General features: G+C 68.2%; 21 protein-coding genes and 1 tRNA gene. 11 read left to right on the forward strand and 11 right to left on the reverse strand.

What is annotated here, in order from left to right:
• Positions 1–53: 53 nt before the first annotated feature.
• Both ABDC25_RS08025 and ABDC25_RS08030 read right to left on the reverse strand, forming a co-directional pair.
• Positions 54–1,307 (reverse strand): alpha/beta fold hydrolase, encoded by a 1,254-nt coding sequence (locus ABDC25_RS08025; protein ID WP_347125741.1) that lies wholly within the window; start codon positions 1,305–1,307, stop codon positions 54–56.
• Positions 1,304–3,307, reverse strand: coding sequence for a DUF262 domain-containing protein (locus tag ABDC25_RS08030; RefSeq protein ID WP_347125743.1), 2,004 nt, complete (start codon positions 3,305–3,307; stop codon positions 1,304–1,306). The genes ABDC25_RS08025 and ABDC25_RS08030 overlap by 4 nt, the downstream gene beginning before the upstream one ends.
• 176 nt (positions 3,308–3,483) lie before the next feature.
• On the opposite strand from ABDC25_RS08030, the gene ABDC25_RS08035 reads away from it, so the two are divergent.
• Together ABDC25_RS08035 and ABDC25_RS08040 are read left to right on the forward strand one after the other, a co-directional pair.
• Positions 3,484–4,257, forward strand: coding sequence for a hypothetical protein (locus tag ABDC25_RS08035; RefSeq protein ID WP_021200730.1), 774 nt, complete (start codon positions 3,484–3,486; stop codon positions 4,255–4,257).
• 185 nt (positions 4,258–4,442) lie between these two features.
• Complete coding sequence (locus ABDC25_RS08040; RefSeq protein WP_017830431.1) at positions 4,443–4,946, forward strand: DUF3145 domain-containing protein; 504 nt, start codon at positions 4,443–4,445, stop codon at positions 4,944–4,946.
• A 138-nt stretch (positions 4,947–5,084) separates the two neighbouring features.
• On the opposite strand, the gene ABDC25_RS08045 is transcribed toward ABDC25_RS08040, so the two are convergent.
• The gene (locus ABDC25_RS08045) at positions 5,085–6,488 is read right to left on the reverse strand and encodes a PLP-dependent aminotransferase family protein (RefSeq protein WP_021200729.1); all 1,404 of its coding nucleotides are present in this window, start codon (positions 6,486–6,488) and stop codon (positions 5,085–5,087) included.
• A 95-nt stretch (positions 6,489–6,583) separates the two neighbouring features.
• Between ABDC25_RS08045 and ABDC25_RS08050 the strand changes: the two genes are divergently transcribed.
• Positions 6,584–7,249 carry a hypothetical protein gene (locus tag ABDC25_RS08050; protein WP_347125746.1) on the forward strand — a complete coding sequence of 222 codons (666 nt, stop codon included), beginning with the start codon at positions 6,584–6,586 and terminating at the stop codon, positions 7,247–7,249.
• Between the two features lie 138 nt (positions 7,250–7,387).
• Here the strand turns inward: ABDC25_RS08050 and ABDC25_RS08055 are convergent, their stop codons facing one another.
• The 6 genes from ABDC25_RS08055 to aceE form a co-directional block, all read right to left on the reverse strand.
• The gene (locus ABDC25_RS08055) at positions 7,388–8,626 is read right to left on the reverse strand and encodes a beta-ketoacyl-[acyl-carrier-protein] synthase family protein (RefSeq protein ID WP_021200727.1); all 1,239 of its coding nucleotides are present in this window, start codon (positions 8,624–8,626) and stop codon (positions 7,388–7,390) included.
• A gap of 96 nt (positions 8,627–8,722) precedes the next feature.
• The gene (locus tag ABDC25_RS08060; protein WP_017830435.1) at positions 8,723–8,971 is read right to left on the reverse strand and encodes an acyl carrier protein; all 249 of its coding nucleotides are present in this window, start codon (positions 8,969–8,971) and stop codon (positions 8,723–8,725) included.
• Between the two features lie 68 nt (positions 8,972–9,039).
• Positions 9,040–10,041 (reverse strand): beta-ketoacyl-ACP synthase III, encoded by a 1,002-nt coding sequence (locus tag ABDC25_RS08065; RefSeq protein WP_021200726.1) that lies wholly within the window; start codon positions 10,039–10,041, stop codon positions 9,040–9,042.
• Positions 10,038–10,958, reverse strand: coding sequence for an ACP S-malonyltransferase (locus ABDC25_RS08070; RefSeq protein WP_031207699.1), 921 nt, complete (start codon positions 10,956–10,958; stop codon positions 10,038–10,040). Before ABDC25_RS08070 ends, ABDC25_RS08065 begins: the two co-directional genes overlap by 4 nt.
• A gap of 92 nt (positions 10,959–11,050) precedes the next feature.
• Positions 11,051–12,247, reverse strand: coding sequence for a PucR family transcriptional regulator (locus ABDC25_RS08075; RefSeq protein WP_021200724.1), 1,197 nt, complete (start codon positions 12,245–12,247; stop codon positions 11,051–11,053).
• Positions 12,248–12,278: 31 nt separating this feature from the next.
• Positions 12,279–15,005 carry a pyruvate dehydrogenase (acetyl-transferring), homodimeric type gene (gene aceE, locus ABDC25_RS08080; RefSeq protein WP_021200723.1) on the reverse strand — a complete coding sequence of 909 codons (2,727 nt, stop codon included), beginning with the start codon at positions 15,003–15,005 and terminating at the stop codon, positions 12,279–12,281.
• 153 nt (positions 15,006–15,158) lie between these two features.
• Between aceE and ABDC25_RS08085 the strand changes: the two genes are divergently transcribed.
• The 6 genes from ABDC25_RS08085 (at position 15,159) to ABDC25_RS08110 (ending at position 20,116) form a co-directional block, all read left to right on the forward strand.
• Positions 15,159–15,231: transfer RNA gene (locus ABDC25_RS08085), tRNA-Val, on the forward strand.
• A gap of 51 nt (positions 15,232–15,282) precedes the next feature.
• Complete coding sequence (locus ABDC25_RS08090) at positions 15,283–15,888, forward strand: hypothetical protein (RefSeq protein WP_347125750.1); 606 nt, start codon at positions 15,283–15,285, stop codon at positions 15,886–15,888.
• 166 nt (positions 15,889–16,054) lie between these two features.
• On the forward strand, positions 16,055–17,485 hold the full coding sequence (locus ABDC25_RS08095; RefSeq protein WP_167254006.1) for a PepSY-associated TM helix domain-containing protein: 1,431 nt from the start codon (positions 16,055–16,057) through the stop codon (positions 17,483–17,485).
• Between the two features lie 75 nt (positions 17,486–17,560).
• The gene (locus ABDC25_RS08100) at positions 17,561–18,118 is read left to right on the forward strand and encodes a dihydrofolate reductase family protein (protein WP_031207696.1); all 558 of its coding nucleotides are present in this window, start codon (positions 17,561–17,563) and stop codon (positions 18,116–18,118) included.
• Positions 18,119–18,200: 82 nt separating this feature from the next.
• Entirely contained in the window at positions 18,201–19,088 is an 888-nt protein-coding gene (locus ABDC25_RS08105) for a TIGR01777 family oxidoreductase (RefSeq protein WP_021200719.1), read from the forward strand.
• Between the two features lie 74 nt (positions 19,089–19,162).
• Complete coding sequence (locus tag ABDC25_RS08110) at positions 19,163–20,116, forward strand: L-lactate dehydrogenase (protein ID WP_021200718.1); 954 nt, start codon at positions 19,163–19,165, stop codon at positions 20,114–20,116.
• A 33-nt stretch (positions 20,117–20,149) separates the two neighbouring features.
• Here the strand turns inward: ABDC25_RS08110 and ABDC25_RS08115 are convergent, their stop codons facing one another.
• Complete coding sequence (locus ABDC25_RS08115) at positions 20,150–20,914, reverse strand: SDR family NAD(P)-dependent oxidoreductase (protein WP_347125753.1); 765 nt, start codon at positions 20,912–20,914, stop codon at positions 20,150–20,152.
• A gap of 100 nt (positions 20,915–21,014) precedes the next feature.
• Here ABDC25_RS08115 and ABDC25_RS08120 point away from each other — a divergent pair, with 100 nt between their 5' ends.
• A complete protein-coding gene (locus ABDC25_RS08120) occupies positions 21,015–21,851 on the forward strand; it encodes a helix-turn-helix transcriptional regulator (protein WP_347125755.1) in 837 nt (278 codons plus the stop codon).
• A gap of 12 nt (positions 21,852–21,863) precedes the next feature.
• Here the strand turns inward: ABDC25_RS08120 and ABDC25_RS08125 are convergent, their stop codons facing one another.
• A complete protein-coding gene (locus ABDC25_RS08125) occupies positions 21,864–22,712 on the reverse strand; it encodes an aldo/keto reductase (RefSeq protein WP_021200715.1) in 849 nt (282 codons plus the stop codon).
• Between the two features lie 42 nt (positions 22,713–22,754).
• On the opposite strand from ABDC25_RS08125, the gene ABDC25_RS08130 reads away from it, so the two are divergent.
• The gene (locus ABDC25_RS08130) at positions 22,755–23,177 is read left to right on the forward strand and encodes a YchJ family metal-binding protein (protein WP_136024266.1); all 423 of its coding nucleotides are present in this window, start codon (positions 22,755–22,757) and stop codon (positions 23,175–23,177) included.
• Positions 23,178–23,201 lie beyond the last annotated feature (24 nt).

Raw genomic sequence — 23,201 nt, forward strand, 5'->3', positions numbered from 1 at the left:
CTCCAGAGTAGGCGTCGGGTGGAGCGAGAGCATCCTCCTTCGGGAGGAGATGTTCAGCGGATGCGGCGACCGTGCGCGAGGTCGATGAGGCGCGACAGCACCGGTCCCGAACGCAGCCCGTTGTGCTCGTGCTCACTCGTCTGCCAGAGCTGCACCCCCGGGATGAGCTTCGCCGTCTCGAGAGAGAACTCATATGGCACGTAGACGTCGTTGACGTAGACCGCGGCCGCACCGGTCGCCTCCGACCCGGCGATCGCGGCCGCGTCGTAGATGCTCGGCCACTCGAACTCGGCGAGCTCGAGGGCGACCTCGCGCCATGGCCGGAACGCGGGCACCGTCTCGGCCCACTCGCGCCGGATGTGCTCACCTGTGAACAGCGTGGGGTCGTCGCGGAAGTCCGTGGGCTCGGTGCGCTCGGCCGACCACCGGGTCGCGTGCCCGTCCGCGTAGCTCGATTCGTGGAAGGTGAAGTACAGCGGGTTGCGGCCGTCGTAGGGCATCGCGTGCATCAGGTCGTAGCGGAAGGCGTTTGAGGAGGGATCGCGCTCCAGAATCGACCACAGGGTCTGCCAGCCATCGTCGGTGCCGAGTGCCGATCCCACAGATCGGAGGCGTGAGCGGGAGACGACTTCTCCGTCGGGCAGGACGATGTCGCCGGCATCCGCCAGCTCGACGAGCCGTCGCATCACATCGCGGTGCTCTGGGAAACGGCGGTAGTAGCGTTCCGAGGCGTCGCGCATCTTGTCGTAGCAGAGCGCATACACGTCGTCAGGGTGCCGCCCCACGGCGCTGAGGCCTCCGGTGATGAAGACGTCCTCGAGGGAGGAGGCATCGGTGGAGAGGTACGCCAAGGTCGTGAAGCCGCCGAACGACTGTCCGAGCACGCTCCAGGTGGTGGCGCCCAGGTGCTCGCGCACGGCCTCGCAGTCGCGCACGATCGCGTCGGCGCGCAAATGCGTGAGGTGCTCGGCGACGGCGGCCGAGCCGCGCTCGAGGTCGCCGTCGCCCACAGGAGTGGACCGACCGGTCCCTCTCTGGTCGAGAAGCACCAGGCGATAGTGGGCGAGGGCCTCGTCGAGCCAGGCTGGCGATGTCGAGGAGTGGAAGGGGCGCGGAGCCTCATGCCCTGGCCCGCCCTGGAGGAAGACCAGGTAGGGGAGGGCGTCGCCGCCTTCGCGGGTGACCACGCGGGCGAAGATCTCGATGGTGCGGTGATCGGCCGGATCGCCCCAGACCAGAGGGACGGTGAGCGTGTGCTCTTCGACGGTCAGATCCTGCAGCGTGCGGACGATGGTGCTCATGTTCACATCACATTTCCGATATAGGAGTACTTGACGAAGACCTCCGAGGCGATGCCCGACTCCTCGAGCACGCCCTGCACCGCGGTCATCATGTAGTTGGAATCCCAGCCCATGTAGAGGAAATGACCCTCGTCGAGCTCATCCCACTGCCCCTTCCAGGCCATGTCCTGGTAGATCGGACCGCCGTGCGCGGCGCAGTAGGCCAGGGCGGCCTCTCTCGTGTCGGTCCAGGCGCGACGGAAGACCCGGTTGAACAGATACTTGACGTCGGGAACCTCCCAGCGTTCACCGCGATACTCGACGTAGTCGAACTCCCGCTCCCAGCCCGTCGGCCATCCGCGGCGACGGACCGCATCGAGGATCGGCGTCAGGCCGTCGTCATCGATCTCCGGCAGCGCGGGGCGGGCCCAGATGCGGATGAGGTCGGCTGTGAGCGCGATCGTGCGGCGGGTGATCGCCGCCGTGTTCCAGGAGCCGAGGTCGGTGAGATCGCGCGTGGCCGGCACGGAGCTGTGCGCGTAGGCTTCCGAGCGCTTGACGGGGAAGGAGGCACCGAACACCCGCTCCGTCAGCGACTGCTCGAGCAGGGTCAGATTGCCGAGGGTCGGAGCGAGGGCACGGTGGCTGTTCTGCTCGTCTTCGGAATAGTCGATCCACGATCGCTCCCCGTCGCCCGACCACGCATCTCCGGGTACGGTCGGGACGATGTGCTCGACGTCGAAGTCGTCGACGTCGTCGACACCTTCGAGCCGTCCCAACACATACGCGGGGTGGGGGAGCTCGCTGTACTTCACGACTGCACTGACGCGCTCGTCGGAGGGCGTGATGCGCGCGAACGCCCGGGCGAGCGCATCGCGACCGTCGCGGCGCGCTCGGCACAGTCTGGCGACGAGTCTCTCCGCGGGCAGGTTCACGAGGGCGCGGCGGAGGGAGAGGGCCTGCAACCACTCCAACGTCTCGACGAACTCTGCGCGGTCGATCACGCCGCGCAGATGATCGCTGTAAGCGCTCATCACGAGCGGGTAAGAGGAGCGGCCGAACGTGTTGACGTGGCGCAGCTGCTGCGCGATCTCCGGGTCCTGCTCCCGCGACGGATCCAGCAGGGTGCCGTAGATCTCGGCGTAGTGCCGCCACTCGGCCGCGTCCGCCTGCAGATGGTCGACGTCGACCCGCGGGAACGACTGCCGGAAGGCGCTGTACACGCCGTGCTCGCCGTTCGCGGCGACCTCGCGTCCGGTGACGAGTACGAGGTAGTGCCGCCAGAAGGCACCGATCGCCTCGCCGGTGTGCCGTTCTATCGGAACCCAGAACCGGGCCTCGACGTCGACCTGTTCCGCGTGGCTGAGCCCCATCAGGATGTAGTTGTGGATGAGCTCGTGGTCGCGCAGCGGCTCGCCCGTCGAGTTCAGGCTCTCGAAGATCTGCTGTGCGTTCGCCTGCGCGCCGAGGGTGATCGACACGTGCTCGAGCTTCTGCAGCCCGCGCCAGATGGCCGGAACCTCGTCGACGTGGATCTGGCTGCGGAAGAAGGCGTAGTTGTCGTCGAAGCGCGACTCTCGGTCGGCGTCATCGCGTCGATCCAGGACCACGGACTCGTACAGGTCGGCCCAGGCATCGTGCGGGCGCAGCTTGGTGCGGTCCGGAGCGTCGGAGCGCACCAGCACGCGTTCGAGCGCTGCGGCCATGGCGCTGTCGGTATCGCGGATCGCATGATGCAGGGCGGCCACCAGCAGCATGAGAGTGGTAATGCGCTGTTGGCCGTCGATGAGGATCAGGTCGGAGTCGGCTGCGGAGCCGTCTTCGGCGGACAGTATCGAGCCGATGAAGTGACGGTGGGCATCGTCTTCGCCGGCGACCGCGCGGATGTCGGAGAGGAGACGTTCGCAGCCGCCGATGTCCCACCGGTACTGCCGCTGATACACGGGGACGACGATGGTCGTGCTCCCTGCCGCGAGCCATTCGATCGTGTTGACTGCTGTCGCCTCGACGTTGGTCGCGGTGCTCATGCTGGTGTCTCGTCCTCCCGTAGCGACGGGCGCCGAGGACTCGCCGGGCGCCCCGATCAGTCTATTCGGTTATGCACGGCCGACCTCCGAAGGGCTCCCGGACCACGCTGTTAGGCTTGCCTTATCAGGGCCTGTTAAAACGTGCTGGCCCCCGATGAAAGGAACATGACTCGATCATGGGTTACATCAAGTCCGCTGCCCTCGAGGAAAAGGGATTCGTCGTCCTCGACAGCTACAACCAGGAGCTCGACCCCAAGGAATGGCTCGACATCGAGTACAACGACTGGAAGTCGTCGGGTGACACCCGCTTCGCCCCTCTCGCCAGTGCCTTCGGTGACATCGAGTGCAACGGCTTCTGGAACCACAAGCCGCCGCGCACCGACAAGGATGGCGTCTGGATCGACTCGCAGACCGAGAAGGCCCCGAACCTGACGCGCCGCGCGCAGGAGCCGGGTGCCAACGTCGGCCGCTGCCGCGTGATCGAGCTGCAGCCGACCCCGTACGGCGACTGCCTCTACAACCTGCACCAGGATGACAACAACCGTCTGAACCCGGACGGCACGGGCTGGGTGGTCCGCGGCTTCTTCAATCTGACGGACGACAAGGACAGCTACTTCGTCCTGCGCGAGAACCGCACCGACCCCAGCATCGAGTACCGCATCGCCCTTCCGGCCGGTGCGCAGCTCATCGTCGACACGCAGCGCCTCTGGCACGCGGCCACGCACAACGGCACGGAGCCGCGCTACTGCCTCATCACCTCGTGGACCTCGGGCCCGGAGCTCGATGCCTACATCGAGAAGTACCACGGCACCGACGATGTGCCCAACTACGAGGTCGACCAGGAGACGCTGGAGTTCGGCTATGCCGAGCAGGCGCGCAAGGACGCCGCTCGTGCGGCGTACTACGCCGCCAAGGGCCAGCAGGTCAAGCAGGCCATGAGCGAGGCCTGATCCTCGTCAGATCTACGACCGATTGCGGTCCGAAGGCCCCGGTCCCCGTGACCGGGGCCTTCGTCATGGAATGACATGCTTGTGATTTCTGTGGATCTCGGCGAGAATGGGCGCACAACCGCATATTCTCGCCACTTCGTGGTTCAGGTCGTTGGGGAAGACGCACCTGATGAAACGGAGAGATCATGGCGACGGCTTACGCACGCGGAGTGGTGTTCATCCACTCTGCGCCTCGCGCGCTCTGCCCGCACCTCGAATGGGCGGTGGGTCGCGCTATCGGGCGTGCGGTGAACTTCGACTGGACCGAGCAGCCCGTCCTGGACGGCGCACGACGCGCGGAGTTCTACTGGGACGGCCCTGTCGGCACCGGAGCGGCTCTCGCGACCTCCATTCGCGGCTGGGAGCACCTCCGTTTCGAGGTGACCGAGGACCCGACGCCCCGCAGCGACGGCGGCCGTTGGCTGCATACGCCCGATCTCGGCATCCACTACGCCCAGACCGATGCCGCCGGCAACATCGTGATCGGTGAAGACCGCATCCGCTATGCGATGGAGATCGCCGCCGGGAGCGCGGTCGAGCTGCAGCGCGAGCTCGACATCGCCCTCGGCTCCGCCTGGGACGAGGAGCTCGAGCCCTTCCGCCACGCCAGCGACGATGCCAGGGTCGTCTGGCTCCACAAGGTCGGCTGAGCCGACACCACAGACCGGAACGGGGGAGGCGTGAGTATCGGATGCCGGTGAGTCATCCCGGACGCTGAGAAGACGTATCCCCGCTCCGCACGATGAGGACGCCGCCCCGGGAACGGGGCGGCGTCTTCGTCATCCGGATCAGATGACCGCGGAGTGTTGGAGTTCCGCGGTGCGCGATGCGCTTCCCTCGCGCACGTCTCCCCAGGCGAGGGTCAACCGCCGCATCGCCTCCGCCATCCGCTCGGGTGGGAGCGTGATCGGGATGCGCACCCGGCGCTCGAGCACGCCGCCCGTCGTGAAGCGGGGGCCGGGCGGAAGAACGAGGCGCCGCTCGCGCGCGGCGAGGGAGAGCGAGGTGGACAGTGGCGCGCCGATGTCGATCCACGCGGAGAGGCCTCCGGGCGTCGGCGGCATCCGGAACCCGGGGATACCGGCCACACCCGCCTCAACCGCCCCACGACCCGCGCGCAGGCGCCGGCGGACGTGCGCGCTGAGCGCCGGCATGTCGGAGAGCAGCTCGACGGCGATGCACTGCTCGAGCAGCGCCGTACCGAGTTCGAACGAGGGGCGCACCGCGAGCAGCCGCGCGATGACGGAACGCTCCGCGCGGACCCAGCCGATGCGCATCCCGCCCCATGCGATCTTCGACATCGATCCGACGGTGATCACGTTGGGGCCGCCCGCGGCCATGGGAATCGGTGCCCAGCCCCGGTCGATGTCGAGCTCGGTCGTCGTCTCGTCGACGATGAGGTGAGTGCCCACGTTGCGCGCGGTGGTCACGATGCGCGGTCGCTCGTCGTCGGGGAGGGTCGCGCCGGTCGGATTGTGGAAGTCGGGGATGAGATACGCGACATGCGGCCGGGAGCTCATTAGCGTCTCGTTCAGATGCCGCGTGTCCCACCCGTCGGCGTCCACCGGCGTGGGGAGAAGCCGGTACCCGTGGCGGTTCAGCGCCTCGAGAGCGTGAGGGAACGTCGGCTGCTCGACCAGGGCTCGCTCACCGCGCCGCCCGATCGCCGTGAGGATCAGGTTCACCGCGTTGAGAGCACCGGAGGTGATGATGATCTCGTCGGCCGACGTCGGAGCGCCGCGATCACGGAACCGCTGCGCGACGGCTTCTCGCAGCTCGGGAAGTCCACGCAGCGAGTATCCGCTGGTGCCGCGCAGCGCCGCGAGGCGGGGCAGCGAGCGCACCGTCGCGTCGTACAGGCCCGGGGTCGAGTCCATCGACGCGATCGACAGGTCGATGGAGTCGTCGTCGGCCTCCGCGCCCGGAGCGGTGTGGCCGTTGGGGAGCGTGACACGCGTGCTTCCGCCGTGCAGACGTGAGACGTAGCCGTCGGTCTCCAGCACGCCGTAGGCGCGGGTGACCGTCGAACGGGAACGGCGCAGCTCGACGGCGAGTGCACGCTCACTCGGCAGACGCTCGCCGACGGTGAGTCGGCCGTCGAGGATCAGTGCCCTGATCCGGTCCGCGAGCCCCGACGCCGTGGCGCCGGCGACGTTGTGCGCTCCGAGCTGTTCGACGAGTCGTGATCCCATACGTCCAGCATGACGCAAAGTGGCCTGATCTATGCAGACCACTTTGCGGCGAGTGGCTTCGCCTCGAAAGGCGGATCGGGGGCCAGAGTGGAGGGATGTTCCTGCGTTCTGTGCTCCTCCCCGTGACGGCGACCAGTCGGCGCGACCTCGTCGAGAGGCTCGTGCAGCTGCTCGCCGGTCTGTTCCTCTACGGCGTCGCGCTCGGGTTCATGGTGCGGGGAGGCATCGGCGTCGCTCCCTGGGACGTGCTGGCTCTCGGTCTCGCCGCGCAGACCGGCCTCGGCTACGGCGTCATGACCGTGCTGATCTCGATCATCGTCCTTCTGCTGTGGATTCCGTTGCGCCAACGCGTGGGGCTGGGCACCGTGTTGAATGCCCTGCTCGTCGGTCCGAGTGCGGATCTCGCGCTCGCCCTGATCCCGCAACCGTCCTCGGTGTGGATCGGCGCTCCGATGTTCGTCTTCGGGCTGCTTCTGCTGTCCTTCGCGACCGGCCTCTACATCGCCGCCGACTTCGGCCCCGGCCCTCGTGACGGCCTGATGACGGGGCTCGTCCGTCGAACCGGATGGGCGGTGTGGCTGGTGCGCACACTGATCGAAGGGAGCGTGCTGCTCGTGGGCTTCCTGCTGGGCGGCCCCGTCGGCGTCGGCACCGTGCTCTTCGCCTTCGGTGTCGGCCCGCTGATCGGCTGGTTCCTCCCGCGCATCACCCGGATGCGCGGGGCCCGATCGCAGAAGCTCGGGAGCCTCCGCACCTCCTGACGGAACACCGCGCACCTGCATGACCTGTGCACGCTTGCGTGATCGAGTACCGGCGGATGCTCATGCTTCCGTGTGATCCTCATGCCGATGAGAAGAGCGGCCCTCGGAATCCCGAGGGCCGCTCATCGTTGTGGCGTGTCAGTCGGCGCTGGCGACCACGAGGACCGCGTTGTGACCGCCGAATCCGAACGAGTTGCTGATCGCGACCTGCGGACCGTCTCCGAGGGGCGTGGCTTCGCCGGAGAGGCGGAACGGGACGGCCGGGTCGGGCTCCGTCATGTTGATCGTCGGCGGGGCGACACGGTCGCGCAGCGCGAGGAGGGAGAAGATCGCCTCGAGCGCACCGGTGCCACCGAGAAGGTGCCCGGTCGATGCCTTCGTCGCGGAGACGGGTATCTCGTCGATCCGGTCTCCGAAGACCTTCTTGAGTGCCACGTACTCGTTGGGGTCGCCGACCGGCGTCGATGTCGCGTGCGCGTTGATGTGCGTGACCTGGTCGGCCGTGACCCCGGCCTCCTCAAGCGCCTGCGTGACGGCACGGGCCGCGCCGTTGCCCTCAGGGTCGTTGCCGGTGATGTGATAGGCGTCTGCGGTGACGCCGCCACCCAGCACATAGCCGTAGATCTTGGCGCCGCGGGCCTTGGCGTGCTCCTCGGTCTCGAGGATCAGCGCGGCTGCGCCCTCGCCCATGACGAAGCCGTCACGGTCGATCGCGCCGGGACGCGAGGCATGGGCGGGGTCGTCGTTCCGGCGCGAGAGGGCCTGCGCGGAGGCGAAGGAGGCCATCGTGATCGGATGGATCGCGGATTCTGTGCCGCCGGCGATCACGACGTCCGCGAGCCCGTCCTGCAGGTGATGGAAAGCGTGGATGATCGATTCGGTGCTGGAGGCGCACGCGCTGACCACGGTCTGCGCGTAAGCGCGGGCGTGGAACTGCAGCGACAGGTTTCCGGCAGCGGCATTCGGCATGAGCATCGGAACGGTGAGAGGCATGACCCGGCGCGGGCCCTTCTCACGGAGGGTGTCCCAGGCGTCCAGAAGCGTCCAGAGGCCGCCGATGCCGGTGGCGAAGTCGACGCCGAGGCGCTCGGGGGCGACCTCGGGAGAACCGGCGTCCTCCCAGGCCTCGCGTGCGGCGATCAGCGCGAACTGCGACGAGGGGTCGAGGCGCTTGGCCTCGTGGCGGGGGAGCACCTCTTCAGGGCGGACAATCGCCTCGGCGGCGAAGGTGACGGGCAGCTCGTACTGCTGTACCCAGTCGTGTTCGAGCGTGCGAGTGCCGGACATGCCGGCCAGCAGGTTCGTCCAGTTCTCCGGGGCCGTGCCGCCGATGGCGGAAGTGGCGCCGATGCCGGTGACGACGATGCGCTTGGTCATGAGGTGTGGTTCCTTGTCGAAACGAAGTCGAACGGGTGAGAGGGCAGGCGGAGGATGCCACTCCCCGCGAGGCGCGGGAGTGGCATCCTGCCGGGATTACTCCTGGCCCGCGACGATGAAGCTGACGGCGTCGCCGACGGTCTTCAGGTTCTTGACCTCGTCGTCGGGGATGGTGACGCCGAACTTCTCCTCGGCGTTGACGACGATCGTCATCATCGAGATGGAGTCGATGTCGAGGTCGTCCGTGAACGACTTCTCGAGGGCGACCTCGGAAGCGTTGATGCCGGTCTCGTCGGTGATGAGCTCTGCGAGGCCGGCGAGGACCTCATCGTTGGTGAAAGCCATGTGGTCTTCCTCTTTCTTGCGGGTTGTTTTCGGAACCGTGGAACAGTCTAGGGAAGGTCAGCGCATTCTCAGGGAAGGACGACGACCTGTGCGGCGAACACGAGACCGGCACCGAAGCCGATCTGCAGGGCGAGACCGCCCGACAGCTCGGGGTGTTCGGCCATCAGGCGGTGGCTGGCCAGCGGGATGGAGGCGGCGGAGGTGTTGCCCGTCGTCTCGATGTCGCGCGCGATCACCGTGGTGTCGGGCAGCTTCAGCTGCTTGGCGAACTCGTCGATGATGCGCATGTTGGCCTGGTGCGGGATGAACGCGGCGATGTCGGAGGGCTCGACGCCCGCTTTGTCCAGCGCCTCGCGTGCGACCTTGGCCATCTCCCAGACTGCCCAGCGGAAGACCGTCGGGCCCTCCTGGCGGAGGGTCGGCCACGGCACCACGCCGTCGCGGAAGTCGGTGAGTGTGCCGTTCATGCCTACCGCGTCGGCCTTCGAGCCGTCGGAGCCCCAGACCGCGGGAGCGATGCCCGGCGTGTCACTCGGGCCGATGAGCGCAGCGCCCGCACCGTCGCCGAGGAGGAAGGAGATGCTGCGGTCGGTCGGATCGACGACGTCGGACAGCTTCTCGGTGCCGATCACCAGTGCGTAGCGCGCAGCGCCGGCCTTGATCAGCGCATCGGCCTGAGCGATCGCATAGGCGAAGCCGGCGCAGGCAGCGTTGATGTCGTAGGCCGCCGCGGGGTTCGCCCCCACACGGTCGGCCACGATCGCCGAGACGGACGGGGTCTGCTTGGGGTTGCTGATGGTCGCGACGATCACCAGATCGACCTGGTCCGCCGGGACACCCGACTTCTCGATCGCCTCGGCCGCCGCCGTGGTCGCGAGGTCGATCGCGTCCGTCCCCTTGTCGGCTCGCGCGCGGGTGATGATGCCCGTGCGCTGGCGGATCCACTCGTCGCTGGAGTCGATCGGACCCACCAGGTCTTCGTTCGGCACGGCGTTCTCGCCGCGGGCTGCGCCGTAGGAGTAGATGCGCGTGTATGCCGGGCCGGTCACCTGGGCGAGGGTGGCACTCATGCGGCTTCTCCATTCAGCAGCGCGACGGCCGCATCGAGGTCTTCGGGAGTCTTCACGGCGACGGTCGGGATACCGCGGAGGCCGCGCTTGGCGAGGCCGACCAGGGCGCCGGCGGGGGCGAGCTCGATGACCCCGGTCACGCCGGCGTCCGCGAAGGACTGCATGCAGAGGTCCCAGCGCACCGGCGACGAGACCTGGTCGACGAGGAAGCTCAGCGCCTGGGCCCCGTCCGCGACGACGGAGCCGTCACGGTTGGTCCAGAGAGTGATGTCGGGGTTCGCGGGGGTGACGTCGGCCACCGCGTCGCGGAGAGCGGCGACGGCGGACGCCATGTACCGCGTGTGGAAGGCTCCGGCAACCTGCAGCGGGACCACGCGGGTGCCCTTGAGGGGTTCCTCCGCGAGAGCGGCGAGAGCCGGGAGGGCGCCGGCGACGACGATCTGTCCGCCGCCGTTGTAGTTGGCGGGGGAGAGGTCGAGCTCGGCGAGGCGCGCCAGAAGGGCGTCTTCGTCGCCGCCGAGCACGGCGCTCATCCCGGTCTGCTCCTGTGCTGCAGCGTCGGCCATCGCACGGCCGCGGATGCCCACTAGGCGCATGCCGGTGTCGGCGTCGATCACATCGCTGCCGACGAGTGCCGCGATCTCTCCGACCGAGTGGCCGGCGATGCCGTCGGCGCGACGACCGGCGCGCTGCGTCAAGGCGTCACCGGCGATCAACGACGCGGCGACGATCAGCGGTTGCGCGACACGCGTGTCACGGATCGTGTCGGCGTCGGACACCGTGCCGTGTTCGTGCAGATCGACCTCCGCGGCGTCGGAGTACGAGGCGAGGCGCTCGGCCACCCCGTCGAGCTCGAGCCAAGGGGCGAGGAATCCGGGGGTCTGCGAGCCCTGACCTGGGCATACAACGACAATCACCCACCCAGTCTGCCAACGATTGCCGGAGATCGGTGGATGATCCATCACAAGATTCGGAAAAACCCTTGTGTGTGGTGTACAGAAGGGCGCGCTCAGCGCTGCGGACGTCGAAGCGGTGGCCGCCGCCGCACCTGATCCGCCGCACCGATCGAACCGAGGATCAGCGCGGTCTGCAGGATGAGAGCCTCACGGGGGCCGGTGGCGTCCCAGCCGATGACCTCGCTCACGCGCTTCAGGCGATAGCGCACAGTGTTGGGGTGCACGAACAGCTCGCGTGCTGTGGCTTCGAGGGAGCGCCCGTTGTCGAGGTAGCTCCACAGGGTCGTCACCAGATCGGTGGAGTGCGCCTGCAAGGGGCGGAAGATGCGCTCGATCAGGGTCTGCTTCGCCAACGGGTCTCCGGCGAGTGCCCGTTCCGGGAGCAGGTCATCGGCTTCGACGGGACGGGGAGCACCGCGCCATGCACGGGCGACGGCGAACCCCGCGAGCGCGGCGCGTGCGCTCTGGCTCGCGTCCACGAGGGCAGCGACCTCGGGGCCGAGTACGACGTATCCCGGGCCGAAGGACGGCTCGAGGCGGGAGGCGATCTCTTGGAAGCCGAGCTCTTCCTCTTCGACTTCGTGCCCCTCGACTCGGGCGCGTCCGAGCACCAGGACGAGTCGGGAGCCCTGCACGCCGATGAGCACGTCGACAGCGAGCTTCCTCGCCGTACGGCGGACCAGATCGACGTCGAACTGGGGAGGCGTGGTGCCGACGAGGACGGCGACCTCCCCGTGACCGTGCCATCCGAGCGCGGCGATCCGGCTCGGGAGCTCTTCGTCGGCCTCGCCCGTGAGGATCGAGTCGACGACGAGCGCCTCCAGGCGCGCATCCCACAGGCCGCGGGCCTCCGCAGCCCTGGCGTACACGTCGGCCGCCGCGAAGGCGACATCACGCGAGTAGAGCAGGATCGCTTCGCGGAGATCGTTTCCCCGCCCGGCGACGCGCTCCTCGGTGACCTCGACCGTCACGCGGATCAGCTGCAGGGTCTGCTGGAGGCTGACGCTGCGCAGGAGTTCACGCGGGGCCGCGGCGAAGATGTCGGCCGCGATCCACGGGGTGGAGGTGGGGTCTTCGTACCACTGGATGAACGACGTGATGCCCGCCTGGGCCACCAGCCCGACCGCAGAGCGGCGGGCTGGTGGCATATCGGCGTACCACGGGAGGGTGTCCTCCAGGCGCTTGATCGTCACCGAGGCGATGTCACCGGAGATCCGGCGCAGCCAGGTGAGCGTCGCGGCCTTGTCCATGCCGGAAGGAGGAGAACCTGTCACCGAGGGCTCAGCTTTCGCCGCCCGCGTTGCCGCTGGTTCCGGCGTTCACATCGTGCAGGCTGTACTTCTGGATGGCCTGCGCGGCGAGAGAACGGTCGACGACCCCGTCTTCGGCGAGCGACTGCAGCGTGCGGACGACGATCGACGGGCCGTCGATCTTGAAGAAGCGACGAGCCGCGGCCCGCGTGTCGGAGAAGCCGAAGCCGTCGGCACCGAGCGTGGCGAAGCGGTTCGGCACCCACGGGCGGATCTGGTCCTGCACAGCGTGCATGAAGTCGCTGACCGCGACGACCGGACCCTCGGCACCCTGCAGCTTCTGGGTGAGGTACGCGGTGCGGGGCTCTTCCTCCGGGTGCAGGAAGTTGTGCTCGTCGGCGGCGAGGCCGTCGCGGCGAAGCTCGGTCCAGGACGTGACCGACCAGACGTCGGCGATCACACCCCAGTCGTTCTTCAGCAGCTGCTGAGCCTCGAGTGCCCAGGGAAGACCGACGCCCGACGCGAAGAGCTGGGCGCGGGGGCCCTCGCCCTCGCCGACCGAAACGCGGTGGATGCCGCGCACGATGCCGTCGACGTCCACGTTCTCCGGCTCCGCCGGCATGACCATCGGCTCGTTGTAGAGCGTGATGTAGTACATGACGTTGGGGTCTTCGTGGTTGCCGCCGTACATGCGCTCGAGACCGGAGCGCATGATGTGCGCGATCTCGTAGCCGTAGGCCGGGTCGTACGAGACCGTCGCCGGGTTCGTGGCGGCGAGCAGGTGCGAGTGGCCGTCTGCGTGCTGCAGGCCCTCACCCGTGAGGGTGGTGCGACCTGCCGTGGCGCCCATGATGAACCCGCGGGCCATCTGGTCGCCGGCCGCCCACTGGGCGTCGCCGGTGCGCTGGAATCCGAACATCGAGTAGAAGAGGTAGATCGGGATCAGCGGCTCGCCGTGCGTGGCGTAGGAGGTGCCGGCCGCGGTGAACGCCGCGAGGGCACCCGCCTCGTTGATGCCGACGTGCACGATCTGGCCCTGCGGGCTCTCCTTGTAGGCGAGGAGGAGCTCGCGGTCGACCGACGTGTAGTGCTGGCCGTTGGGGTTGTAGATCTTCGCCGACGGGAAGTAGGCGTCCATTCCGAACGTGCGGGCCTCGTCCGGGATGATCGGGACGATGCGGTGGCCGAAGTCCTTCGAGCGCAGCAGGTCCTTCAGCAGGCGGACGAACGCCATGGTCGTGGCGATCTCCTGCGTGCCGGAGCCCTTCTTGGGCAGGGCGTACGCCGAGTCGTCCGGCAGCGACAGTCCGACGTGGGTGGAACGGCGCTCCGGCAGGTAGCCGCCGAGAGCCTGACGACGCTCGAGCATGTACTGGATCGTCTCGTCCTGGGGGCCCGGGTTGTAGTACGGGGGCAGGTAGGGGTTCTCCTCGAGCTGCGCATCCGTGATCGGGATGTGCATCGCGTCGCGGAAAGTCTTGAGATTGTCCAGCGTCATCTTCTTCATCTGGTGGGTCGCGTTGCGGCCCTCGAAGTGCGGACCGAGGCCGTAGCCCTTGACGGTCTTCGCGAGGATGACGGTGGGCTTGCCCTTGTGCTCGGTCGCTGCCTTGAACGCGGCGTAGACCTTGCGGTAGTCGTGGCCACCGCGCTTGAGGTTCCAGATGTCCTCGTCGGAGTAGTCCTTGACGAGAGCCGCGGCGCGCTCGTCGCGTCCGAAGAAGTGCTCGCGCACGTAAGCGCCGGACTCGGCCTTGTACGTCTGGTAGTCGCCGTCGGGGGTGACGTTCATCAGGTTGAGCAGTGCGCCCTCGGTGTCGCGGGCGAGCAGGTCGTCCCATTCGCGACCCCAGACGACCTTGATGACGTTCCAGCCCGCACCGCGGAAGAACGACTCGAGCTCCTGGATGATCTTGCCGTTGCCGCGGACCGGGCCGTCGAGGCGCTGCAGGTTGCAGTTGACGATGAAGGTGAGGTTGTCGAGGCCCTCGTTGGCGGCGACCTGCAGCTGGCCGCGGCTCTCGACCTCGTCCATCTCGCCGTCGCCGAGGAAAGCCCAGACGTGCGACTGCGAGGTGTCCTTGATGCCGCGGTTCTCGAGGTACTTGTTCGACATCGCCTGGTAGATGGCGTTGATCGGCCCGAGCCCCATCGACACGGTCGGGAACTGCCAGTACTCCGGCATCAGACGCGGATGCGGGTACGACGGGATGCCGTTCGGGGCGTGCGACTTCTCCTGGCGGAAGCCGTCGAGCTGGTCTTCGCTCAGACGTCCCTCGAGGTACGAGCGGGCGTAGGTGCCGGGCGAGGCATGACCCTGGATGAAGATCTGGTCGGCGCCGCCGGGGTTGTCGGCACCCTTGAAGAAGTGGTTGAAGCCGACCTCGTACAGCGCGGCCGACGACGCATACGTCGAGATGTGTCCGCCGACGCCGATGCCGGGGCGCTGCGCGCGGTGCACGGTGATCGCGGCGTTCCAGCGGATCCATGCACGGTAGCGACGCTCGACCTCTTCGTCGCCGGGGAACTCGGGCTCGTTCTCCGAGGCGATGGTGTTGATGTAGTCCGTCGTCGGGACCATCGGCACGCCCAGGTGCAGCTCCTTCGAGCGCTTGAGCAGGCTGAGCATGATCTCGCGGCCGCGGCCGTGGCCCTTGGCATCCACCAGCTCATCGAGGGACTGCTGCCACTCGCCGGTCTCCTCCGGATCGCTGTCGAGGGGGCCCTGGGAGTACGGATCCTGGTCGTGCACGGTCACGGGGGAACCTTTCGTCAAGCTGGCAGGTCATGCCAAGGAAACGGGAAGCGACACGGGCAGCCTTGTCAGCTGTGCACAACGCGCGCCGGATTCAGCCTATCCCTCTTCTACGACACCGGTGCGCATCGGGCTCCCGATAGACTGACGACACCAGGGCCTTTAGCTCAGCTGGTAGAGCGCCACGTTTACACCGTGGATGTCGTCGGTTCGATCCCGGCAGGGCCCACCCCAGATCGCGAGCTCCATCCTGTCGCCGCGGCGATGACAGGATGGGAACATGACCCCGTCGAGGAAGAGCGCACTCGTGCGTGGGTTCTCCTCGGCGTCGCTCGCGACGTTCGCGGCGCTGGCCGGCCACGTGACCGGCGGCGGACAGATGCCGGGCCCGTTGGGCATCCTGGTGCCCTGGATCTTCTCCCTCATGGTCTGCGTGCTCCTCGCGGGCCGGAAGCTCTCGGTGATCCGATCGAGCATCTCCATCGCGATCAGCCAACTCCTGTTCCACCTCCTGTTCGTCCTGGGCACGATCGAGCCCTCGGGGCGGTCCCTCGGTCACGTACACGGCACTGCCATGGTTCTGCCCGGTGCTTCCGGCACGACGGAGTTGGTCGTCGCCGACGGGACCATGTGGATCGGACACCTGTCGGCGGCGATCGTGACGGTCGCCGCCGCGCATCGCGGTGAGCGGATGCTGCTCGCGCTGCGAGACCTCGCGATTCGGGTGGTCCTCTGGGTGCGTCGTCGGTTGGCAGCGGCGTTGGGCGCCCCCGCGATGCTCGACCTGCGCGAACCCGGCGTCTCGCCGCGTGGTCGTCGTCTGCGTGAGTCGTCGACACTCGCGAGTCTGCGGGGGCGGGCTCCGCCGGCACACGGCGTGAGCTGATCCGCACCGGCTCGTCTGCGGCCGGTGTGTTCCCGCTCTGGGCGCCACGCGCGCCCAGAGCCTCCTGAACGACCGTCGGTGTCGTCCGTCTGCGCCCGGGGCATTCCCTTCTCCCGGGTGTGCACGACGATCCATCGGCGACCCCTCACATCCGGAGAGCACCACCATGACCCTCACATCGTCCGAATCCGCCCCACACTCCCCGCCCTCCCCACCCGCCACGTCCCGTCGACGCGGATGGTTCGTCCCTCTGCTGCTCCGTCTGCACTTCTACGCGGGCATCCTCGTCGGGCCGTTCATCCTCATCGCTGCCGTCAGCGGCGCCCTGTACGCGCTGACCCCGCAGTTGGAACAGGCCGTCTACGCGGAGCAGTTGCGTGCACCCGACACGCAGACATCACTCACCCTCGCGGAGCAGATCGAGGCCGCCGCCGACTACCGTGGCGACCCCTCCGGACTCCTCGCTGTGCGGCCCGCACCCGAACCCGGCGACACCACACGGATCATGTACGCCGAGGACGGGCTGGGACCGAGCGAATCCAGGGCCGTGTTCGTCGATCCCGGAACCGGAGAGATCCGCGGCGATCTAGTCGTCTACGGCACCAGCGGCGCGACGCCGCTCCGCACCTGGATCAGCAATCTCCACCGCAACCTCCACCTGGGAGACGCCGGACGTCTCTACAGCGAACTCGCCGCCTCCTGGCTCGGGATCGTGGTCGTGGCGGGTCTGGGGCTGTGGATCGTCCGCATCCGGAAGTCTCGGGTGAAGAGGGACCTCCTTCGCCCGAACCTCGCCCACAAGGGTTACCGCGGGATGCTGGGCTGGCACACGAGCATCGGGATCTGGGTCATCCTCGGTGCGCTCTTCCTCTCCGCCACCGGAATCACCTGGTCGCAGTATGCCGGGAACAACGTCAGCAGCCTTCGCGCCGCACTCGACTGGGGCACGCCCTCGATCGACACCAGCCTCGACGGCGGCACCGCGTCAGCGGACGAGCACGCCGGCCACAACGGCGCGATGACCGCACCGACCGGCGCCGCCAATCCTGCTACCTTCGACGCGATCCTCGCGATCGCGCAAGAAGAGAACGTCAACACGGGGCAGGTCGAGATCAGACCGCCGACAGAGCCCGGCACGGCATGGGCGATCCGCGAGATCAAGAGCAGCTTCCCCACGGAAGGCGACTCCCTCGCGATCAACGGGATCACCATGCAGGTCGTCGACCGGATCGACTTCGCGGACCTCCCGCTCGCGGCGAAGCTCGCCAGCTGGGGGATCAACCTGCACATGGGGGTCATGTTCGGACTCGTCAACCAGCTCGTGCTGTTCGTCGTCGCGGTCGGACTCGCCGCGATGGTCGTGCTCGGTTATCTCCTGTGGTGGAAACGGAGGCCGCCGCGTGTCACGGGCCCCGTCGTCGGGGCCCCACCCCGCCGCGTGCTGCCGACGGCACCGTGGTGGGGGATCGGAGCGGTGGGAGTCGCCGCCGTTCTCATCGGCTTCTGGCTTCCGCTCGTCGGATGGACACTCCTCGGCTTCGTGATCCTCGACACGGTCATCGGCGTCACGCGTTCGCGAGGCACGAAGGGCGGGTGAAGGCAGCCTATGAGCGGCGAGGCGACCGTCCGAAAGCCCCTGGCGGTCGCCTCGCCGCAGACCTATGCTCCCCGCATGGGACTTCTGACCTTCAGCATCAACGTCACCCTCGACGGCTGCGTCGATCATCGTGAGGGGATCGCCGACGACGAGACCCACGCCCACTTCACGCGACTGCTGCAGGAATCCGGTGCGATGCTCTGGGGCCGGACCACCTACGAGATGATGGAGGACGCCTGGCCGGCGGTCGCCCGCGGCGAGGTGGACGCTCCACGCGCGCTGTACGACTGGGCGGTCGCGCTGGACGCGAAGCCGAAGTATGTGGTCTCGTCCACGCGCGAGGACTTCCCCTGGGCCCACAGCCATCGTCTCGTCGGAGACCTGCGCACGAGCGTGCAGAGACTCAAGGACGACACCCCCGATGGTGTCCTGCTCGGCAGCGGGATGCTGGCGAGCGCGCTCGATCGCCTGGACCTGATCGACGAGTACCGGTTCCTCGTGCACCCCCGGATCGTGGGTCACGGCCCGACCCTCTATCAGGACGGACTGCCAGGAACACGCCGTCTCGAGCTGATCTCCGCCACACCGCTTCGCAGCGGGGTCATCGCGACGCACTATCGGCGGGCCCGCTGAGACCTGACCTCCGGGGAGCGAGGCGGCGCGTACGCTGGACCGCACGACACGATTCGGCGATCGGACAGGGGAGTTTTCACACATGGCGGGACGTATCGTCATCAGCGGGGCATCGGGCCTCATCGGCACCGCACTCGCCGCATCGCTCCGCGCGGATGGGATCGAAGTCACCGCTCTGGTCCGTCGGATCCCGCGATCGGAGGACGAGGCGCAATGGGCGCCGGGGGAGAGCGCACTCGACCCCGAGGTTCTGACGGGCGCAGACGCGGTCGTCGCCCTCGGCGGAGCCAGCGTGGGACGGCTGCCCTGGACACGCGGCTATCGTCGGGAGCTCGTCGACTCGCGGCTCCAGGCGACGCGTACCCTGACCACCGCGCTTCGGGCACTGCGCTCCGACGCCCCGGCGCTCGTCTCGGCATCCGCCGTCGGGTACTACGGCTCCGCCCCCGGTGAGATCCTCACCGAGGACTCGGCCGCAGGGCAGACCTTCCTGGCCGATCTGACCGTGCGGTGGGAAGCCGAAGCGCGACGCGCGGAAGACCACACCCGGGTCGCCCTGCTCCGTACCGCGCCGGTGGTGCACAGACGCGGAGTCCTCAAGCCCCTCATCCAACTGACCCGATTCGGCGTCTCCGGGCCGTTGGGCCGCGGCACGCAGATCTGGCCGTGGATCTCGCTCGATGACGAGGTGCGGGCGATCCGCCACATCGTGGACGCCAAGATCGTGGGTCCGGTGAACCTCACCGGACCCACTCCGGCCTCCGCGAACGACATCGGTCGTGCGCTCGCCGCGCGGATGCATCGGCCGTTCTGGCTGCCCGCGCCGGCCTGGGCGCTGCGCTGGGCTCTCGGGGACGCTGCGGAATCGCTGTTGCTCCCCGACGCCGATGTCCGTCCGCAGGTACTGGAGCGGTCCGGATTCCGGTTCACACACGCGACTGCGGCGGAGGCTGTCGCCGCCGCGCTGTGACGTCGTCGAGCGGGACGGCATTCTTCCGGTGAGACCCCTCCCGGATCGGGGTGCCGCACTGCAAGACTGTGCGCATGGAGATCATCGAGAACTCGAAGCTCACGGTCGTCGGTGCGGGAAGCGTGGGATCTAGTGTCGCCTATGCGGCACTGATCCGTGGCTCTGCCCGGCACGTCGCGCTGTATGACATCGCGACCGAAAAGGTCGAGGCCGAGGTGCTCGACCTGGCCCACGGCACGCAGTTCACGGGCTCCAGCGACATCATCGGCGGCAGCGACATCTCCGTCGCGGCCGGTTCGCACGTCGTGGTGATCACGGCCGGGGCCAAGCAGAAGCCCGGCCAGACCCGCATCGAGCTCGCTGAGGTCAACGCGGGCATCATCCGCCGCATGATGCCCGATCTGCTCGAAGTCGCACCGAACGCCATCTACGTGATCGTCACGAATCCCTGCGACGTGCTGACGGTGATCGCACAGGAGGAGACGGGGCTTCCGCCGGAGCGGATCTTCGCCTCGGGAACCGTGCTCGACACGTCGAGGCTGCGGTGGAAGCTCGGTGAGCGCGCCGGAGTGTCGACCGCCAGCGTGCACGCCCACATCATCGGCGAGCACGGCGACACCGAATTCCCGCTCTGGTCCCGCGCGACGATCGGCACCGTGCCGATCCTGGAGTGGGAGACGCCGGGGCACCCGCGCTTCACGCTCGACGAGCTGCAGGAGATCGCGGTCGACGTGCGTGACGCCGCGTACAAGGTCATCCAGGGCAAGGGGGCCACGAACTATGCGATCGGCCTGTCGAGCGCGCGCATCGTCGAGGCGATCCTGAGCGACGAGCATGCGGTGATGCCGGTGAGCACGGTGCTGCGCGACTTCCACGGGCTCGACGGTGTCGCCCTCTCGGTGCCGTCGATCGTGAGCGCGGCGGGTGCCGTGCCGATCCGGAACACATCGTTCTCCGACGGTGAGCTGGCGTTGCTGCGTCAGTCCGCCGACGCCCTCACCGCCGCGGCTGCCACCCTGCGTCCCTGAGGGCGCCGGCTCGGAGGCCGACGCCCTCAGTTCTCAGCGACCGTGCGGGTCGGTGCGATTCAGCGTCGCGACGACCTGGTCGTAGTCGCCGCGGGCTTCGCCGTAGCGGAGGAACTTGACCCGCTCGACCTGGATCTCGGTGGCGTCCGGCTGCGATTCGATCAGCATCATGACCTCGTCGATGAACTCGTCGAGCGGCATCGCCGACTCGTTTTCCTCGTGCCCGGGCATGAGCGGCGTGCGCACGGCCGGCGGCTCCAGCTCGAGCACCGACACGCTGCTCCTCTCGAGCTGCAGGCGCAGAGACTCGCTGAGCATGTGGATGGCGGCCTTGCTGGCGTTGTAGGTCGGGGTCACCCGGAGCGGGGCGAACGCGAGCCCGGAGGAGACCGTCATGATCGTCGCATCCGGCTGCGCGCCCAGGTGATCGATGAAAGCGGCGATGAGCCGGATGGGTCCGAGGACGTTCGTGGTCACCGTCTCCTCGGCGGTGGCGAGGAAGCCCGACGGGGTCGTCCAGTCCTCTGCCCGCATGACGCCGGCCATGGTGATGAGCACATTGAGATCAGGGTGCTCGGCGAGCACAGTACGGGCAGCGGCCTCGATGCTGCGCGCGTCGGCAGTGTCGATGCGGATCGTGTGGATGCCGGGGTGCGCGGTCGCGATGGCCGTGAGGCGGTCCTCGCGGCGTCCGCCCACGATCACGGTGTTGCCCCGATCGTGCAGGCGCAGCGCGAGGGCGAGGCCGATACCGCTCGTCGCTCCCGGGATGAAGATGGTGTTTCCGCTGATGTTCATGCGACCAGCCTCGGCTTCCTGGCACCGTCCATCCAGAGAGCGGACATCCAGGGATCGGGGATCCCTGGAACCGGGGTCGACAGCGGGGGATACTTCAGGGGTGGATCGTGATGCATTGGCCGAATTCCTCCTCCGTCGGCGGGAGGCGCTGAGGCCCGTTGACGTCGGGCTCCCGGCGGGGCCGCGACGACGCACCGCGGGACTGCGCAGGGAGGAGGTGGCGCAGTTGGCGACCATGTCGACGGACTATTACGCCCGTCTGGAGCAGCGGCGTGGTCCGCAGCCGAGTGTGCAGATCCTCGCCGCGCTGGCCCGGGCTCTGCGCCTGACCGAGGACGAGCGCGACTACCTCTTCCGGCTCTGCGGCCACAGTGCCCCCGATCGTGCACACATCACGGAGTACGTGCGCCCCGGCATCCTCCGCGTGCTCGACCGACTGCACGACACCCCGGCCTTCGTCGTCTCCGTCCTCGATGAAGTGTTGGTGCAGAACGATGCGTCCCGCGCGCTCGTGGGCGATGCGAGTGCACTCACCGGGCTCGACCGCAGCGGCATCTACCGCTGGTTCGCGTATCCCGACGTCGAACGGCGTCGGTATCGCGAGGCCGATCACCCGCGACAGGCCCGCGCCCTGGTCGGGTCGCTGCGTGCCGCGCACGGCGTGATGGGCGCCCGATCCCGCGCCGGGGAGATCGTCGCAGAGCTGACCGCCCGGAGCCCGGAGTTCGTCGAGCTGTGGGACGCCCACGTGGTGAGCCGTCGGTTCGAGCAGCACAAGGTGATGGTGCATCCGGAACTGGGCGAGATCGAGGTGGACTGTCAGGCGCTCTTCACCGAGGATGAATCGCACGCGTTGATCGTTCTCACCGCCGCACCCGGAAGCGAATCGGCGAGCAAGCTCGAGTTCCTGAGGGTGCTCGGCACGCAGAAGGTCTGACGCGAGCCTGCCTCAGGACTCCTCGTGGGTTCGCGGGTCGGCGTCGAAGAGGCGTCCGTCCGCGCGTCCCAGCGCGGTGATCGCCGCGACCTCGGCGTCGTCGAGCACGATCTCCGCCGCCGCGAGGTTCGCCACCTGGTGTGCGAGCGACGACGCCTTCGGGATCGACACCGTGCCGCGGGCGACGTGCCACGCGAGGACCGTCTGCGCGGTCGTGATGCCACGGGCCGCGGCGATGTCGTGGATCACCCGTTCGTCGAAGAGCTCTTTCGCGCGACCCAGCGGGCTCCATGCCTCGGTGAGGATGCCGTGCTCTCGGTGGTAGGCGAGCTGCTCCTCCTGCGGGAAGTACGGATGCACCTCGATCTGGTTGACGACGGGCCGCACCCCGGTCTCCTGCTCGATGCGCTCCAGGTGCTCCGGGAGGAAGTTCGAGACGCCGATCTGCCGGACGACACCGCGGGCCTGGGCGTCGACGAGCGCGGTCCAGGCCTGGACGTACTCGTCCTGAATGGGGTTGGGCCAGTGGACGAGGTGCAGATCCGTGACGTCGAGACCGAGCCGGGAGCGACTCTCCTCGATGCTCGTGCGCGCCTTCGCCGAGGGATGATGGCGGCCGGGGAGCTTGGTGGTCACGATGATCTCGGAGCGATCGACCTCCGAGGCGGCGACCCCGCGCCCGACCGAGCCCTCGTTCTCATAGTTGAACGCCGTGTCGACCAGGCGGTAGCCCGCGTCGATGCCGCCGCTGACGGCTTCCGCCCCGACATCGCCGTGGAGTCCGTAGGTGCCGAGGCCGATGGCCGGGAGGGCGAACCCGTTGTGGGCGGTGAACGAGGGGACGACGGGCTGAGTGGTCACGATGCTCCTTCTTGGCCTTTTCGTCGAGCGTACGCTGAGGGGATGACAACGGAGGCGGAGATGGCGCCGGATGACGTCGTGATCGACGACGGGTCACGCTGCCCGTGCTCGTCCGGGGACACGTTCGGCGCGTGCTGCCGCCCGATTCTCGATGGAGCCGCTGCTCCGACGGCGGAGCGTCTGATGCGTTCGCGTTACACGGCCTTCGTCGTTCAGGACGCGGCGCACCTTCTGCGCAGCTGGCATCCGACGACGAGGCCGGAGACGATCGATTTCGAGCCCGACCTCGACTGGCGGCGGCTGGTCCTCATCGATCGCGTGGCCGGAGGCCCCTTCGACCGCGACGGCGTGGTGGAGTTCGAGGCGCTCTGGCGTCAGGGAGCAGCGAGGGGGTCGCTGCACGAGCGCAGCCGCTTCGTGCGGGAGGACCGTCACTGGTACTACGTCGACGGCGACGTGCACTGATGGGCGGATGTCGTGACAGCGACT

Origin of the sequence: Microbacterium sp. SY138 (assembly GCF_039729145.1) — a bacterium.
GTDB lineage: Bacteria > Actinomycetota > Actinomycetes > Actinomycetales > Microbacteriaceae > Microbacterium > Microbacterium maritypicum_A.

What these genes read in the sequence shown, in the direction of transcription:
- ABDC25_RS08050 (WP_347125746.1), top strand. Translation starts at nt 6,584, where the DNA reads ATGTTCCTGCGTTCTGTGCTCCTCCCCGTGACGGCGACCAGTCGGCGC.
- ABDC25_RS08030 (WP_347125743.1), bottom strand. Translation starts at nt 3,307, where the DNA reads ATGAGCACCGCGACCAACGTCGAGGCGACAGCAGTCAACACGATCGAA.
- ABDC25_RS08055 (WP_021200727.1), bottom strand. Translation starts at nt 8,626, where the DNA reads ATGACCAAGCGCATCGTCGTCACCGGCATCGGCGCCACTTCCGCCATC.
- ABDC25_RS08045 (WP_021200729.1), bottom strand. Translation starts at nt 6,488, where the DNA reads ATGGGATCACGACTCGTCGAACAGCTCGGAGCGCACAACGTCGCCGGC.
- ABDC25_RS08065 (WP_021200726.1), bottom strand. Translation starts at nt 10,041, where the DNA reads ATGAGTGCCACCCTCGCCCAGGTGACCGGCCCGGCATACACGCGCATC.
- ABDC25_RS08110 (WP_021200718.1), top strand. Translation starts at nt 19,163, where the DNA reads ATGGAGATCATCGAGAACTCGAAGCTCACGGTCGTCGGTGCGGGAAGC.
- ABDC25_RS08040 (WP_017830431.1), top strand. Translation starts at nt 4,443, where the DNA reads ATGGCGACGGCTTACGCACGCGGAGTGGTGTTCATCCACTCTGCGCCT.
- ABDC25_RS08105 (WP_021200719.1), top strand. Translation starts at nt 18,201, where the DNA reads ATGGCGGGACGTATCGTCATCAGCGGGGCATCGGGCCTCATCGGCACC.
- ABDC25_RS08100 (WP_031207696.1), top strand. Translation starts at nt 17,561, where the DNA reads ATGGGACTTCTGACCTTCAGCATCAACGTCACCCTCGACGGCTGCGTC.
- ABDC25_RS08095 (WP_167254006.1), top strand. Translation starts at nt 16,055, where the DNA reads ATGACCCTCACATCGTCCGAATCCGCCCCACACTCCCCGCCCTCCCCA.
- ABDC25_RS08075 (WP_021200724.1), bottom strand. Translation starts at nt 12,247, where the DNA reads ATGGACAAGGCCGCGACGCTCACCTGGCTGCGCCGGATCTCCGGTGAC.
- ABDC25_RS08035 (WP_021200730.1), top strand. Translation starts at nt 3,484, where the DNA reads ATGGGTTACATCAAGTCCGCTGCCCTCGAGGAAAAGGGATTCGTCGTC.
- ABDC25_RS08090 (WP_347125750.1), top strand. Translation starts at nt 15,283, where the DNA reads ATGACCCCGTCGAGGAAGAGCGCACTCGTGCGTGGGTTCTCCTCGGCG.
- ABDC25_RS08060 (WP_017830435.1), bottom strand. Translation starts at nt 8,971, where the DNA reads ATGGCTTTCACCAACGATGAGGTCCTCGCCGGCCTCGCAGAGCTCATC.
- ABDC25_RS08115 (WP_347125753.1), bottom strand. Translation starts at nt 20,914, where the DNA reads ATGAACATCAGCGGAAACACCATCTTCATCCCGGGAGCGACGAGCGGT.
- ABDC25_RS08130 (WP_136024266.1), top strand. Translation starts at nt 22,755, where the DNA reads ATGACAACGGAGGCGGAGATGGCGCCGGATGACGTCGTGATCGACGAC.